Genomic DNA, 14,365 nt, shown 5'->3' with positions numbered 1-14,365 from the left:
TGCTAAAGTCAGATAACGCTTTCGCCAATCACTCTCCGCATATCCTGACGCAGGCCAATGACTCCCGTTTCCGATCCGAAATCCATCACAGCCGACAGCACTGCTGCAAACGCCGCGAGTGCGACCGGCATCCTGACCATCGACCTCGACGCCATTGTCGCCAACTGGCGCAAGCTCAACAGCCAGGCCATCCCCGCGGATTGCGCGGCCGTTGTAAAAGCCGACGCCTATGGCTGCGGCATCGCGCGGGTCACCCGCGCGCTGGTCAAGGCGGGGTGCCGGACATTCTTCGTCGCCACGCTCGATGAAGCCCGCGCCGCGCGCGAGGTGACGCCGACCTCCGCCATCTACGTGCTCGACGGGTTTTTCCCGGGCTGCGGCGATCTCTATGCGAAGTACGACTGCCGCCCGGTGATCGGCGACGCCACCGAACTCGCGGAATGGGATGCATTCCGCCTGACCAGCGGCTGGGAGGGTCCGGCCGCGATCCACATCGACACTGGCATGAACCGTCTGGGATTCCGGGTTACCGAAGCGCAGGCGCTGGAGTCGCGCATCAAGAATGGCAACCACGGCTTTGCGCTGGTGATGAGCCACCTCGTCAGCGCCGAGGTTCTCGGCGACCCGATCAACGGGCGGCAGGTCGCGGCGTTCCGCGAGATCGCCTCGCTGTTTTCCGGCGTGCCCGCTTCGCTGTCCAATTCATCCGGCATCTTTCTCGGATCGCAATTCCATTTCGATCTGGTGCGGCCGGGTGCCGCGCTCTATGGCGTCAATCCGACGCCGGAAGCCGACACGCCGGTGCTGCCGGTGGTCGACCTCAAGGTGCGCGTGGCGCAAATTCGCAACATCGAAAAAGGCGAGAGCGTCGGTTACGGCGCCACGTGGACCGCGCGACAGCCGACGCGGCTTGCAATCGTCACCGCCGGCTATGCGGACGGATATTTCCGCGCGGCGGGCGGCGTCGACAACGTGCGCAGCGCAGAAGCGATCGTGGCCGGCCAACGCTGCCCGATCGCCGGGCGCATCTCGATGGACCTGATGGCGATCGATGTCACGAGCCTGCCGCCCAATGCCATCCGCCGCGGCGGCATGGTGACGCTGATCGGCGAAGGCATCACCGTAGACGAACTCGCGCATCACTTCGGCACCATTGGCTACGAGGTGCTGACCAGCCTTGGGCGGCGCTACGCGCGCGTCTACAAGGGCGGCGAATAAGCAAGCGGCATGACACGATCATGCCCAACTCCAGGAAATAAACCGATGTCCGACGTGATGGATTTCAAACCCGGCGACTACAGATTCATCGTTGCGCCCGGCGGACCATTTTCAAGTGGCGTCACGCCTATGCCGGGCTTCGCGTTGCGCCGGGTGCGCTTCCTGCGTCCGGTCCCGATGGCGGACGGCTTTGCCTTCATCAAGAAACATCTCGAACGCGAAGGCCGGCCCGTCACCGCGCTGGCCGCGTGTGAACTGCGCTCGCCCGCCGCCGTGACCAGGGAGCAGTTTCAGATCTTCAACGCCGAATACCTGAAGACGCTGCATCAATGGGGATGCAAGGCCGGCGACATCAATCCGTTGGCGCGCAGCAACCTCGCGCCGATCACCGAGGTGTCCGCCGAGACCATGTTCTTTGCGTTTACCTACACTGTTCCGGACTCCGGCGCGTCTGGCGACTTCGTGATCTCCGGCTTTCCGGAGATTAAGGACGGCGCAGTCCTCGGCGGACGCGACGTGTCGTTGAAAGGGCTCGATCTGAAAGCACGCTTCGTCATGCAGACGCTGCGCGAACGTGTCGATGCGCTGGGCTGCGACTGGTCGAACGTGACCGCCGCGCAGGCCTATACCGTCCACGATATCCGGCCGCTGCTGGAAGGCGTGCTCGCCGAATACAAGGTGAGCCAGCTCGGCCTTGCCTGGTATCCGGCATGGCCGCCGGTGATCGGCATGGAGTTCGAGGTCGATGTCCGCTGCGTGCGGACCGAACTCGTGATCGACGCGCGATAGCGTCATCCGAAGGCACACGCTCTCGCATGCGCCTCCAGAGATAGACCGCAGCTACTGCACACTTCGCTTTTTCAGCACCATGTTGCCGATCAGCAGGAATTTCTGCGCGCGTTTCCCGTTGTCCACTTCTGTCGTGTAGATGTTGCCCTTGGAATCCAGCGCGAGATTGTGAATCCAGTGGAAGTCGCCGGCCATGCGGCCGTTGCGGCCAAAGCGTCCGACGATCTCGCCGCTGTCGCGCACCAGCGTGCGGACCTCGTTGTTGGCGCCGTCCGCATTGATGAGGAAAGTCTCGTCGGCGTCCGGCCAGATTTCGAGATCCCACACCGAACCGTTCGCCAGTGTCGCCTTCTCGACGAACATCTCCTTGACGAAACTGCCGTCCTTCTTGAACACCTGAATGCGGTTGTTCTGCCGGTCGCACACATACACCAGCCCGTCCTGCGCGATCCGCACGCAATGCACCGGATTGGCGAACTGCTGCGAAGGCGCTGCTGCGGGATCGAAAGGGCCGACCTTCTCGTCGGACGGCGGCTTGCCGTAAGCGCCCCACATCCGCTTGAACGCGCCGGTCTCCGAGTCGAACACAATGATGCGGTGATTGTAGTAGCCGTCCGCGACATAGAGTTCGTTGGCGGCGGCATCGACCGTCATGTTGGCCGGGCGCCCGAGCCGCGACGTGTCCTTGCTGTCGGTCTGCGGACCGGACTTGCCGATCTGCATGACGAACTTGCCGTCCCTGGTGAATTTCAGAATCTGTCCGTCGGTTTCGCCGTTACCCGCAAGCCAGACGAAGCCCTTCGCATCCACATAGATGCCGTGCTCGTTCAACGGCCAGTCGTAGCCGTCGCCCTTGCCGCCCCACGCCTTGATCAGCGTGCCGTCGGAATCGAACTCCATCACCGGAGGTGCTGCCACGCAGCACTTCGAGCGCGGCGGCGTGAAGCTTGCCGCCTTCTCGTCGTCGGTCAGCGTGCGCGGACGCTGCACCACCCACACATGATCCTGTGCATCGACGGCGACACCCGCCGCCTGCCCCATGATCCAGTTGTTCGGCAGCGGCTTCGGCCATTGCGCGTCGACCTGAAATTTCGGCGCGTCGGCGGCATGAACCGCGCTCGCAACAACAAGGCCGGCCAGTACAGCAATCCATTTCATGGCGTCACTCCCTTTTGCCGCGTCATGCCGCTGAGCCGGTCATGCGCGGTCGTTGTTTGATTTATCGAGTGGTGCAGACGACGAGCCGATGCCTCCCTTCAGTTCTGATGACCGGCGGAGGATAGGCGCATCCGGTGGTATCCCGCTATCGAAAGGCGACCGGAATTTTTGATTGACTTTTCGACCGAAATATCGAACAAAAGAAGAACAAAATCCGCCAGATTCTCAGGACCCCTCAATGGCCCGCGCCGCAGTTCTCTCGTTCGTCTGCCAGAATTGCGGGGCTGCCCATAACAAGTGGCAGGGCAAGTGCGAGTCTTGCAGCGAGTGGAACTCGCTGTCGGAAGAAGACCCGACCGGCGCGATCTCCGTTCCCGCCAACCTGCGCGCCAAGCGCAAGGGCCGTCTGTTCAAACTCGAGACACTGACCGGGGCCAGCCCCTCGCCACCGCGCCTGCCATCGGGCATGGCGGAATTCGATCGTGTCACCGGCGGCGGCTTCGTGCGCGGCTCGGTGCTGCTGATGGCCGGCGACCCCGGCATCGGCAAATCGACATTACTCACGCAGGCCACCAGCCTTCTCGCACGCGCAGGACATCGCGCGGTTTATATCTCCGGCGAAGAAGCCGTCGGCCAGGTGCGGCTGCGCGCGGAACGTCTCGGTCTTGCGGACGCCGCCGTGCAACTCGCGGCCGAAACCTCGGTCGAGGACATCATCGCCACGCTGTCCGAAGGCGCGCCTCCCCGCCTCGTGGTGATCGACTCGATTCAAACCATGTGGACCGACACCGTCGAATCCGCGCCCGGCACCGTGACGCAGGTTCGCGCCTCGGCGCAGGCACTTATTCGATTCGCCAAGAAGTCCGGCGCGGCGCTCATTCTGGTCGGTCACGTCACCAAAGACGGCCAGATTGCTGGCCCGCGCGTGGTCGAGCACATGGTCGACGCGGTGCTGAGCTTTGAGGGCGAAGGCTCGCAGCAATTCAGAATCCTGCGCGCGGTAAAGAACCGTTTCGGCCCCACCGACGAGATCGGCGTGTTCGAGATGACGGGTCTTGGCCTGCGCGAAGTGTCGAATCCGTCCGAACTGTTCCTGTCGGAGCGCGATCTCGGCAGTCCCGGCACCGCCGTGTTCGCCGGCATCGAGGGAACGCGTCCGGTGCTGGTGGAACTGCAGGCGCTGGTCGTCCCGACCACGCTCGGCACGCCGCGGCGCGCGGTGGTCGGTTGGGATTCGAGCCGCCTTTCGATGGTGCTGGCAGTGCTGGAAGCCCATTGCGGCGTCAAGCTGTCGGGCTACGACGTCTACTTCAATGTCGCCGGCGGACTGCGCATCAACGAGCCAGCCGCCGATGTCGCCGCCGCAGCCGCATTGGTGTCGTCGCTGGTCAACGCGCCGCTGCCGGTCGATGCGGTCTATTTCGGCGAAATCTCGCTGTCAGGCGCGGTGCGTCCGGTGGCGCAGACCTCCGCCCGGCTCAAGGAAGCCGCCAAGCTCGGCTTCGGCCGTGCCATGCTGCCCGAGGCCGCGCGGGGCGAAAGCGGCGGCAGTGATGCTGGCATGTCCCTCTCCAGCGTCGGTTCGCTCACTTCGCTGGTCGCAGACATTGCCGCAAGGGGCCGCAAAGCCACAGCGTCGGGGAAATCTGCCGCAGAGGGCCGATTCAAGCCCGAAGACGACTAAACGCGACGTGACGCTCGCATGACCGGACGCTATATAACCCGCGCCCGGCCAACAGTTCGCAAGACGTTTCAGCCCCGGCGATAGGGTCCGTTAACTGCAACGGGCGATCATCGGGAGCCATGCTCTTTTGGCGTTGATGTCCGGGGGTTTGCGGGTTCCCGGCCCTTGCGGGACGTGCCATATGGCCGTCAGCTATCCGGGCGCACGACGACCCGATTCGCGGTTTTGAAACTGAAAGCGGACCCGACCAGCCGATGCCGATAACGCTTCTCGACATTATCGTTCTTGCCGTGATGCTGTTGTCGGGCCTTCTGGCGATGATCCGCGGCTTCATGCGCGAAATCCTGTCGATCGCCGCATGGGGTGCCGCCGCCCTCACCACGCTCTACGCCTACAACAAGCTGCTGCCGACCGCGAAAACCTACTTCAACAACGACACCGTCGCGGCCATCGCCGTGGTGGCCGGTGTGTTCATCCTCACGCTGATCGTGGTCTCGATCATCACGGTGCGCATCTCCGACATGATCCTGGATTCGCGGATCGGCGCGCTCGACCGCACGCTCGGCTTCCTGTTCGGGCTCGCCCGCGGCTTGCTGATCATGGTTGTGGCGTTTCTTTTCTTCGCCTGGCTGGTCCCGGACAAACAACAGCCCGAATGGGTACGTAACGCCAAGTCGCGGGTGATGTTGCAGGGAACCGGCGATTGGCTGATGTCACTCTTGCCGGATGACCCCGAGAACACCATCTTGAAGAGGTTCAAGAAAAAGGGCGACGAGGAGCAGACCGATGCTGCTCCCGAACCGCGCACGACGGCAACGGTGGGGAACGACGGCGGGTATGGAAAATCGGCCCGTGACGGGCTGAAGCAGCTGATCGAAGGCAAAGCCGCAGGCCGCTAGGCTCCGTCTAGTATCCTGTCTCACACAAGGGCGCGGTGGACATATGAAAAACCCCTCTGGCGATGCGAGCACCCCGCCCCAAAAACCCGACTACGACCTGGATTGGGATCTCGACAAGGATCTGAACGGCGACACGCTCCGCGAGGAATGCGGCGTGTTCGGCATCTTCGGTCATCCCGACGCCGCCGCCATCACCGCGCTCGGTCTTCACGCCCTCCAGCATCGCGGCCAGGAAGCCGCAGGCATCGTCTCCTTCGACGGCGGCCGCTTCCATTCCGAACGACGGCTCGGCCTCGTCGGCGACACCTTCTCCCGCGCTGAAGTCATCGCGCGCCTCCCCGGCAATACCGCCGTCGGCCACGTCCGCTACTCCACCACCGGCGGAACCATTTTGCGCAACGTGCAGCCGCTGTTCGCCGAACTGAACGCCGGCGGATTCGCCGTCGCCCACAACGGTAACCTCACCAACGGTCTCACCCTTCGGCGTGAACTCGTCCGCCACGGCGCGATGATGCAGTCGACCACCGACACCGAGGTGATCCTGCATCTGGTCGCGCAGTCCAAGCGCGGCCGTTTCATCGAGCGCTACATCGAAGCCCTGCGCGCCATCGAGGGCGCCTATGCGCTGGTCTCGCTCACCAACAAGAAGCTGATCGGCGCGCGCGATCCGCTCGGCATCCGCCCGCTGGTGCTGGGTGAACTCGACGGCTGTCCCATTCTCGCGTCGGAAACCTGCGCGCTCGACATCATCGGCGCGCGGTACCTGCGCGACATCGAGCCCGGCGAAGTCATCGTGTTCGACGAACAAGGCAAGGAAAGCCACAAGCCGTTCCCGCCGCAGCCGCCCCGCCCCTGCATCTTCGAATACATCTATTTCGCACGACCCGATTCCATCGTCGGCGGCCGCTCGGTTTATGAAGTCCGCAAGGCGTTCGGCGCACAGCTTGCGCGCGAGAGCCACGTCGATGTGGATGTCGTGGTGCCGGTACCGGATTCCGGCGTTCCCGCCGCGGTCGGTTACAGCCAGCACTCCGGCGTGCCGTTCGAACTCGGCATCATCCGCAATCACTATGTCGGCCGCACCTTCATCCAGCCGACGCAGAGCGTGCGCGAACTCGGCGTGCGCATGAAGCATTCGGCGAACCGCGCCGCCATCGAAGGCAAGCGGATTATCCTGATCGACGATTCACTGGTGCGCGGCACCACCTCCAAGAAGATCGTGCGCATGATGCGCGATGCCGGCGCGAAGGAAGTGCATTTCCGCCTCGCCTCGCCACCGATCGTGCATCCCGATTACTATGGCATCGACCTGCCGGACCGCGGCGGGCTTCTCGCTGCGACCCATACGCTGGAAGAAATGCGCGACATCATCGGCGCGGATTCGCTGGCGTTCCTGTCGATCGACGGCATGTACCGCGCCATGGGCGAGCCGGCGCGCGACCCGGCCAATCCGAAGTTCTCGGATCACTGCTTCACCGGCGCCTACCCCACGCATCTCACCGATCAGACCCAGGTCGAACCGCAGCCAAGGCAATTGTCGCTGCTGGCGGAAGCGAGCTAAATCCGGAAACTCTCGCGGATACGCCGGTTGCAACGGAAGCGTTCGCGCGAGTCACACCGTGGCGCTCGTAGAGCGCACCAACCTGATGGCCTCGAGGCCACAGCAGTCCCTCGCTACAAATCCCGCGCCATGAACTGCGCGTCGTCGCTATAGCTGCGCAATTTCTCCGCCAGCGACGGCTCTGCGATCACGCTGAAGCCCTGACGCTGCCAGAACCCGATCGATCCATTCACGGCGATCAGCGACATGGTCGGCAATCCCGCAGCGCGGGCACAGGTCGCCAGCGCTGCAACCACGTCAGCCCCCGCACCCGCTCCCCTGAGGTCAGGTGCAAGCGCGAGATCGTGGATATAGAAGGTCGAAGGTTTCGGCGGCAGCCCGCCGAGCAGCATGTTCAGCGCAGGCGGCTCGCGATACCGCCAGGGATGACTGACCACATAGGCCGCGATGCGCGCGCCCTGTTCGAATACCCGGCAGCCGTCGGGATACAACGCCAAGCGTTCGGCGAAGACTGCGGCATCCTCCGGATAGGCCGGATGAACGCGCGCGGCGACGGCGCCGACCGCCGCGAGGTCGCGGTCTTTCATGTGACGCCATTGTCCGGCGGATGGATCGTCCGGGCTCATGGCCGCCGTTTATCATGAAGACCCCGCTCGTCGCCAGCACGCTACTGGTGATGAGCCGTGCCCGTCATGGCCAGCTTGTCCTGGCTATTTCGTTCAAGCAGACACAGCAACCTGAAGTATCGACCCGGCAACGTTGGTGGATGTCCGCGTCAGCGTCGTGCAACTTTCAAACGGCCGGCTACAGGCGGCAGCATGGGCCGAATGACGAGCCGATCGAGATCGTTGCGGTTTTGCGGTTCGACAAACTTGACTGCGAAGCCATCGGGCAAAAGCCTGACCACGCGGCCAACGCAGGCGCCAACGGCCAGCGGCGTTCCGATCTCGGGCTGCAGCTGAGCGGAGATCGCCGCACCAGAGACCGACATGTCGATGACAAAGCACTCATGAATGTTGCCGTCGGCCAGTGTCAACGTCGAATGCGGACTTTCCGGGATGATGCGCGCACCCTTCCTGTCGTCGGGAATGCTGGGATCTTTCTGCTTCTTTTCCAGCCACGTGAGCTTGTCCGCGAGCTTCTCGCGCATCGACTGGATCATCTCCAGTTCGACCAGAAAGCCGCCGGTAATGGTGTCGCTGATCCGGCCATCGAACCTGCCAAAATCGCGGAAGTATGACGTGAGGCGATCGCCTACCTTGCCGACCACCGGCACCTCGACCATCATCCGGAAGGGTGAAATGCGGGTTGTCCGGCACGCGAAGGTGCGGGGCTGCCCCTGCGGATCGAACCAGTTTGCAAGCGTATAATTTCCGCCGACTGCAATCTTGACGGTGCGCTGCTGGAGAAATTCTTTGACCGACACGATGGGATCCCTCGAATGACGGTAATCCCTACGCCTTAGTATGCGTTGTTTTACGAAGGAATAACGCGTGGGGCGCGTCTTTTCCTGCGGTTATCAAGGGTTTGGGAATTTGCGCTCAATTTGAGATAAATTGCGAACAAGCTGACGGCTCAGGCGCCCATGCCCGCCTGTTGAGAGAGGCGGATCGCCCCGCAGGCCTTGGCAATAGGCAGCCCGCACGGGTTTATTCATACGCATCATTATGCGATAGCAGCCCCTCACCCGGCGCGCCGTTGTCGCGCCAGACCACCCTCTTTCCGCAAGCGGAGTGAGGAAAACTCAGGCCGTTTTCCATGACCAAATCCCTCACCTCCCGCATCGCTCTCGTCACCGGCGCATCGCGCGGCATCGGCTACGCCACGGCGCGGGCGCTGGCGCGGGCCGGCGCGCATGTCGTGGCCGTGGCGCGGACCCAGGGCGGCCTCGAAGAACTCGACGACGCCATCCGCAAGGACGGCGGCACCGCAACGCTGGTGCCGCTGAGCATCACGGATAGCGACGGCATCGCCCGTCTTGTTGCGGCGCTGCACGAACGCCACGGCAAGCTCGACATCCTCATCGGCAACGCCGGCGTCGCGGGCACATCGACGCCGCTCGGTCACCTCGATCCCAAACTCTGGGACACTGCGATGGCGGTCAACGTGACCGCGAATTTCCAGTTGATCCGCTGCATGGAGCCGCTGCTGCAAAAATCCGACGCCGGACGCGCGGTGTTCATCACCTCCGGCATCGCTCACAAGGCGACCGCCTACATGGGGCCTTATGCTGCCTCCAAGGCGGCGCTCGATGCGCTGGTGCGGGTGTGGGCTAATGAGACCGCGACGACGCCGCTTCGCGTCAATCTGTTCAGTCCGGGACCGATCCGCACCCGTATGCGCGCCACCGTGATGCCGGGTGAGGACCCGATGATCCTCGATACGCCCGAACAGGTCGCCGAACTCATCGTGCCGATGTGCGCGCCGTCATGGACCGAGACGGGCAAGTGTTTTGACTACCCCTCGAAGAAGCTGATGCAATTTCAGTCACCGTTGACCTGAACGGCAGCACTCCGTTTGCGGCAATCAAAAGCCGCCAGTTTCACAAAGCGAAACTGGCGGCCAGACCCCCAGCCGAATGGGGTCACCGTCCAAAAACTGGAGTAAATGGACGGCGCGTAATCATCAGCAATATTCGCGCCAACGCAACCGGTGAGAAGGTCGCACAACAGCGCGCCCGCGACGGGCCGATTGACACATAATTGTCGTCCTGCTCCCTTTGCGAAAGCCAGCACGAAGAGGCGGGCAATGGAGGGGACACAATGAAATCAGGATTTATAAAATCGGGTTTGCTTGCAGGACTGACCGTGGCCGGATTCGCGCTGGCAACGTCGTCGGCATTTGCAGGCGACCCGAGCGGGACATGGCTGCGTGACACCGGCGCTTCGCGCGTCAAGATCGGACCGTGCGGCGGCGGCGCATATTGCGGATCGCTCGTCTGGCTCAAGCCCGGTGTCGAGACACCCGCAAAAGTCGGTCAGCGCATTTTCTACGACATGAAACCGGACGGCACGGATGCGTGGAAAGGCTCCGCGTTCAATCCGGAAGACGGCAAGACCTATTCCGGCAAGATGTCTCTCTCGGGCAGCACGCTGACGACAGCGGGATGCGCCATGGGCGGAATGATCTGCAAGTCGACCACGTGGACGCGGGCGAACTGATCCTCCGCATGAAGCCGGCGTTTTCAGCTACAGGAATACCGGTCACATCATTCGCGCCGGCCTGAACCGTCACTTCAGCGCGTTCTGATTTCTCGCGCGACTGCAAAAAACTTAAAGCCCGGCTTCGCGCCGGGCTTTTGCTTTTGACCCGCTGGAACAGGGTTGTGTGCGTCCGCGCCTACGACGGACGCCTGCGCTTGTGCGCGAACGGATTGACCTTCTCGCGCAGCGTGATGCGGATCGGCGTACCGGGCAATTCGAAGAACCCGCGCAGGCTGTTGACGAGATAGCGCAGATAGGATTCCGGAACGGCGTCGGCGCGCGAACAGAACACCACGAAGCTTGGCGGCCGCGCCTTGGTCTGTGTGATGTAGTTGAGCTTGAGCCGCCGCCCCGACACCGCCGGCGGCGGATTGTTCTCGATGGCCTGCTCGAACCAGCGGTTGAGCGACGCCGTCGAGGCGCGCCTGTTCCAGACCGCATAAGCGTCCTGGATCGCGGTCATCAGCCGGTCGATGCCCTCGCCCATCATGCCCGAGACCGCCACCACCGGCATCCCCTTCACCTGCGGCAGCAAGTGATCGGCATCTTCGCGCAGCTTCGCGATCTGGCTCGGCGCGCGGTCCATCAAATCCCATTTGTTGACGGCGATCACGATGGCACGGCCTTCGCGCTCGATCAGGTCCGCGAGCCGCAGATCCTGCTCCTCGAACTTGTTCTGCGAATCCATCATCAGCACGACGACTTCGGCGAACCGCACGGCGCGCAGCGCATCGGAGACGGACAGCTTTTCCAGCTTGTCCTCGATGCGCGAGCGGCGGCGCAGACCGGCGGTATCGAACACACGAAACTCGCGGCCGTTCCATGTGACATCGACGGCAATCGAATCCCGCGTCGTCCCGGCCTCAGCGCTTGTCAGCAGACGTTCTTCGCCAAGCAAATAGTTGATCAGCGTCGACTTGCCCGCGTTGGGTCGTCCGAGAACCGCGACCCGGATCGGACGGGTGGACAGGGTTTCATCGTCGCCATCGACGTTCTCGAACGTGTCCGGATCGTCTTCTTCATCGTCCGTATCGACCGGCTCCGGCATCAGAACGCGCAGCGCGTCGTAGAGATCGCTGAGGCCTTCACCATGCTCTGCGGAAATCGGAATCGGATCGCCGAGCCCGAGCGCATAAGCCTCCATCGCTCCGGCCTCGCCGGCCTTGCCTTCGCTCTTGTTGGCGACGAGCACCACCGGCTTGTTGGCGCGCCGCGCGAAATCGGCAAAGGCGCGATCGTTCGGCGTCAGGCCTGCGCGCGCGTCGATCACGAACATCAGCGCATCGGCCAACGCGATGGCCGTCTCGGTCTGCTCCTGCATCCGCGCGGTCAGCGAGCCCTTCGGGCCTTCATCAAGGCCTGCGGTATCGATGAGGGTGAATTCGAGGTCGCCGAGACGTCCGTCGCCTTCACGCCGGTCGCGCGTCACGCCCGGCTGATCATCGACAAGCGCGAGCTTCTGCCCAACCAGGCGGTTGAACAGCGTCGATTTGCCGACGTTCGGCCGGCCAATGATCGCGATAGTGAAAGGCATGTCTGATCCGTTCGCCCTTAGCGGGCAAAGCCCCCGCTCGGCAGCGGAGCCGGGAACGGAGATGAGGATTGCTGCTGCGGTGGCGGCGCAGGCTGGCGAGGCTGAGCCTGCTGCGGCTGCGAATCCGGCGGCGGCGCGGTGATGCTCGTCCGCTTGCGTTTGGCTGGCGGTGGCGCCGGAGGGGCGGCGGCGACGCCTTCATCGGACTCCGGTGCGGCGTCCGGTTCGGCTGGTGCTGCCGCCGGGGCGGAACGCGCAGCGGATTTCGGGCTCGACTTTCGCGATCTTGCTTTCGGCTCAGGCGCCGGCGGCGGAGTTTCGGCGACCGGGGGCTGATCCGGCTGCTGCTGCGCGCCTCGGTAGAGATCCTTCGGCACGCCCTGCTCGACGCCGGGAACGCCTTCGGGGAAAACGGGCTTGCGGTCGCCGGGCAGCTTCTTCTTGGTATCGAACCAATCCATCATGTCGGTCGGGTCGAAGCTGCTGCTGGAGCAGCCCACAAGCGCGAGTGAAATCGCTGCGAGAACGGTGGCGGCAATCAGGCGTTGCGGGCGGCGCATCGGTGTCTCGCTCAGCTTTTCGCTGCGGGTGGCAGCAAGGCCTGCAGCGCCTCGGCGCGGCTGCGCATGCTGGGCGGCGTGCGCGCATCGTTGCCGATCATGTCCAGCCACTGCCGCGCAGCGGGCGCGTCGTTGGTGCGATAGGCCGACAGCGCGAGAAGTTCGCGCGCGGTGTGGCGATAGGTCCGCCCCTCGCCGGCGGCCGGCTCAAGGCGCTTGAGCATGGCCGCGTAGGGCTCGGTCTCCATCAGCAGTCCCGCCGCGCGAATACGCGCGAGATCCTGCTCCGTCGCCGAAACGCTGGCGTCGGCGACAATGGCGTCATAGAGCTTCGCGGCGGCCTGCGGATCGCGTGTGGCGGCCTGCGCAGCGGCGCGCAGCCGCGCCAGCCCGCGATAGCCCCTCGATCCATCGACGGCGATTTTGGCAAAGGCAGCCTCGGCTTCGGCGCTCTTGCCTTGCTCGGACAATGCGACCGCAGCCTCGAACGCCGACCCGGCCTCGGCGGCTTTCTTCGCCTCGAGATACTGGTAGCCGCGCCAGCCGCCGACGGCGGCGACGATCAGAATCGCGGCGCCCACGATCAGGAACGAATAACGCTCCCAAAGCTGCTTGAGCTTTTCGCGGCGCAGGTCCTCATCGATTTCATTAAATATTTCAGACACTTATACGTCCCGCCCGGCAGTTTTTGAAAATCTGTGAAGCGCCATCAGCCGCGCAGCCTGCGCGGCGTCCCCGATATGATGGCGGCGATACAGTACCGGTATGGCGACCGCAAGGCAAAGCCAGCCGGATCAGAGCGTTAACACTGATCGGTCCCGGTTTTGGCGGCAGCAGCCAGCCCGGCATCAAGGCCGTGCCGTTGGGGTGGCACACCGGTTGTCGCCGATAAAGGTCCACGCCCGGACCGCAGATCGGACGGCGTGCAGCCATAGCGTTTGCGGAACGCCCGATTGAAATACGAGACATCGTTGAAGCCGCATGTCGCCGCGATGGCGCTGACGGAATGAATGCGAGCGTCAGGGTCGGTCAGCATCCGGCAGACGTTCTGGAGGCGAGTTTCCAGAACGTAGGCGGTGAATTTGGTCCCTTCGGCCGCGAAGAGCTTCCGGACATAGCTTGAGGAGATGCCCTGCTGGGCAGCGATGTCGGCGAGACACAAATCCGGATTGGCGATCTGGTCGAGAATATAGGACTTGATCGCGTTTATTCTTGGAGCCCGATCGATCGAAAAATAGCCGTCCATGCGACACCCATCCCCGCAACGGGGCGCAATCCGCCCCCCAAAGGTAGGTCGCCGGGCGGTCAGAACCGGTTCAAATCAACTCATACGGGTGGCTGGATTAAATTGCCCGCGGGGCCTTCGCGACGGGGCAAAGGCTCCCATGCGGTGGTTGAATATAGCACTGTCTTTTCAATCGCTTCCGGCGAAAAAAAGATCCCGCGATGACGTATTTTGTTGCTTCGCGAGCGCCCACTCACTACAAGACGCTCATTGGAGACACCATGGCCCACAACTTCTCGATCAACGACGACGTTCATCACCAAAGCCAGGGACCGCAAGGCCGCGCCGACAAGGTCCGGTCCGACGTCTATACCATCATCGGCCGCATGCCGATCGAGGCCGACGGGCGTCTGCGATACCGCATCCGAAGCAAGACAGAGAATATCGAGCGGATCGTGACTGAAGAGCAGCTCAGCCGCCCTTCGTAAGCTCGCCTTTCTCAATTCGAAATCACGCATAAAGCCCGGCCCTCGC

15 protein-coding genes are annotated in these 14,365 nt (G+C 63.3%); 8 read left to right on the top strand and 7 right to left on the bottom strand.

Features of this window, described 5'->3' with window-relative positions:
* Positions 1-57 precede the first annotated feature (57 nt).
* Positions 58-1,218, top strand: a complete 1,161-nt coding sequence (gene alr / locus AC07UB_RS01080) for an alanine racemase (RefSeq protein ID WP_494652440.1) — start codon at positions 58-60, stop codon at positions 1,216-1,218.
* Positions 1,219-1,263: 45 nt separating this feature from the next.
* Positions 1,264-2,007, top strand: a complete 744-nt coding sequence (gene cnbZ, locus AC07UB_RS01075; RefSeq protein WP_492789449.1) for a 2-amino-5-chloromuconate deaminase CnbZ — start codon at positions 1,264-1,266, stop codon at positions 2,005-2,007.
* A gap of 51 nt (positions 2,008-2,058) precedes the next feature.
* On the opposite strand, the gene AC07UB_RS01070 is transcribed toward cnbZ, so the two are convergent.
* Positions 2,059-3,165: an NHL repeat-containing protein gene (locus tag AC07UB_RS01070; protein ID WP_492789450.1), complete on the bottom strand. Its 1,107-nt coding sequence runs from the start codon at positions 3,163-3,165 to the stop codon at positions 2,059-2,061.
* Positions 3,166-3,403: 238 nt separating this feature from the next.
* Between AC07UB_RS01070 and radA the strand changes: the two genes are divergently transcribed.
* The 3 genes from radA (at position 3,404) to purF (ending at position 7,309) form a co-directional block, all read left to right on the top strand.
* Positions 3,404-4,849, top strand: coding sequence for a DNA repair protein RadA (gene radA / locus AC07UB_RS01065; RefSeq protein WP_492789451.1), 1,446 nt, complete (start codon positions 3,404-3,406; stop codon positions 4,847-4,849).
* Positions 4,850-5,103: 254 nt separating this feature from the next.
* Positions 5,104-5,748, top strand: coding sequence for a CvpA family protein (locus AC07UB_RS01060; RefSeq protein ID WP_492789452.1), 645 nt, complete (start codon positions 5,104-5,106; stop codon positions 5,746-5,748).
* A gap of 43 nt (positions 5,749-5,791) precedes the next feature.
* Positions 5,792-7,309 (top strand): amidophosphoribosyltransferase, encoded by a 1,518-nt coding sequence (gene purF / locus AC07UB_RS01055; protein ID WP_492789453.1) that lies wholly within the window; start codon positions 5,792-5,794, stop codon positions 7,307-7,309.
* A 113-nt stretch (positions 7,310-7,422) separates the two neighbouring features.
* On the opposite strand, the gene AC07UB_RS01050 is transcribed toward purF, so the two are convergent.
* Positions 7,423-7,935, bottom strand: a complete 513-nt coding sequence (locus AC07UB_RS01050; protein ID WP_492789454.1) for a GNAT family N-acetyltransferase — start codon at positions 7,933-7,935, stop codon at positions 7,423-7,425.
* Between the two features lie 149 nt (positions 7,936-8,084).
* A complete protein-coding gene (locus tag AC07UB_RS01045; RefSeq protein ID WP_492789455.1) occupies positions 8,085-8,735 on the bottom strand; it encodes a PilZ domain-containing protein in 651 nt (216 codons plus the stop codon).
* A gap of 332 nt (positions 8,736-9,067) precedes the next feature.
* Here AC07UB_RS01045 and AC07UB_RS01040 point away from each other — a divergent pair, with 332 nt between their 5' ends.
* Positions 9,068-9,811 carry an SDR family NAD(P)-dependent oxidoreductase gene (locus AC07UB_RS01040; RefSeq protein ID WP_494652445.1) on the top strand — a complete coding sequence of 248 codons (744 nt, stop codon included), beginning with the start codon at positions 9,068-9,070 and terminating at the stop codon, positions 9,809-9,811.
* A 260-nt stretch (positions 9,812-10,071) separates the two neighbouring features.
* Complete coding sequence (locus tag AC07UB_RS01035; RefSeq protein ID WP_492789459.1) at positions 10,072-10,470, top strand: DUF2147 domain-containing protein; 399 nt, start codon at positions 10,072-10,074, stop codon at positions 10,468-10,470.
* A gap of 178 nt (positions 10,471-10,648) precedes the next feature.
* Here AC07UB_RS01035 and der read toward each other — a convergent pair whose 3' ends face one another.
* From der to AC07UB_RS01015, 4 genes are all read right to left on the bottom strand, one after another.
* Positions 10,649-12,046: a ribosome biogenesis GTPase Der gene (gene der, locus AC07UB_RS01030; RefSeq protein ID WP_494652447.1), complete on the bottom strand. Its 1,398-nt coding sequence runs from the start codon at positions 12,044-12,046 to the stop codon at positions 10,649-10,651.
* A gap of 17 nt (positions 12,047-12,063) precedes the next feature.
* Positions 12,064-12,606, bottom strand: coding sequence for a hypothetical protein (locus AC07UB_RS01025; RefSeq protein WP_494652449.1), 543 nt, complete (start codon positions 12,604-12,606; stop codon positions 12,064-12,066).
* A gap of 11 nt (positions 12,607-12,617) precedes the next feature.
* On the bottom strand, positions 12,618-13,271 hold the full coding sequence (locus AC07UB_RS01020) for a tetratricopeptide repeat protein (RefSeq protein ID WP_494652451.1): 654 nt from the start codon (positions 13,269-13,271) through the stop codon (positions 12,618-12,620).
* Between the two features lie 137 nt (positions 13,272-13,408).
* Complete coding sequence (locus AC07UB_RS01015) at positions 13,409-13,852, bottom strand: helix-turn-helix transcriptional regulator (RefSeq protein ID WP_494652453.1); 444 nt, start codon at positions 13,850-13,852, stop codon at positions 13,409-13,411.
* A 200-nt stretch (positions 13,853-14,052) separates the two neighbouring features.
* Between AC07UB_RS01015 and AC07UB_RS01010 the strand changes: the two genes are divergently transcribed.
* Complete coding sequence (locus tag AC07UB_RS01010) at positions 14,053-14,319, top strand: hypothetical protein (protein WP_492789468.1); 267 nt, start codon at positions 14,053-14,055, stop codon at positions 14,317-14,319.
* Positions 14,320-14,365 lie beyond the last annotated feature (46 nt).

It is taken from the genome of Afipia sp. GW821-FHT04G03, assembly GCF_059419985.1.
Note: the sequence above shows the minus strand (reverse complement) of the source record. Positions and strands in the feature narration are given on the sequence as shown.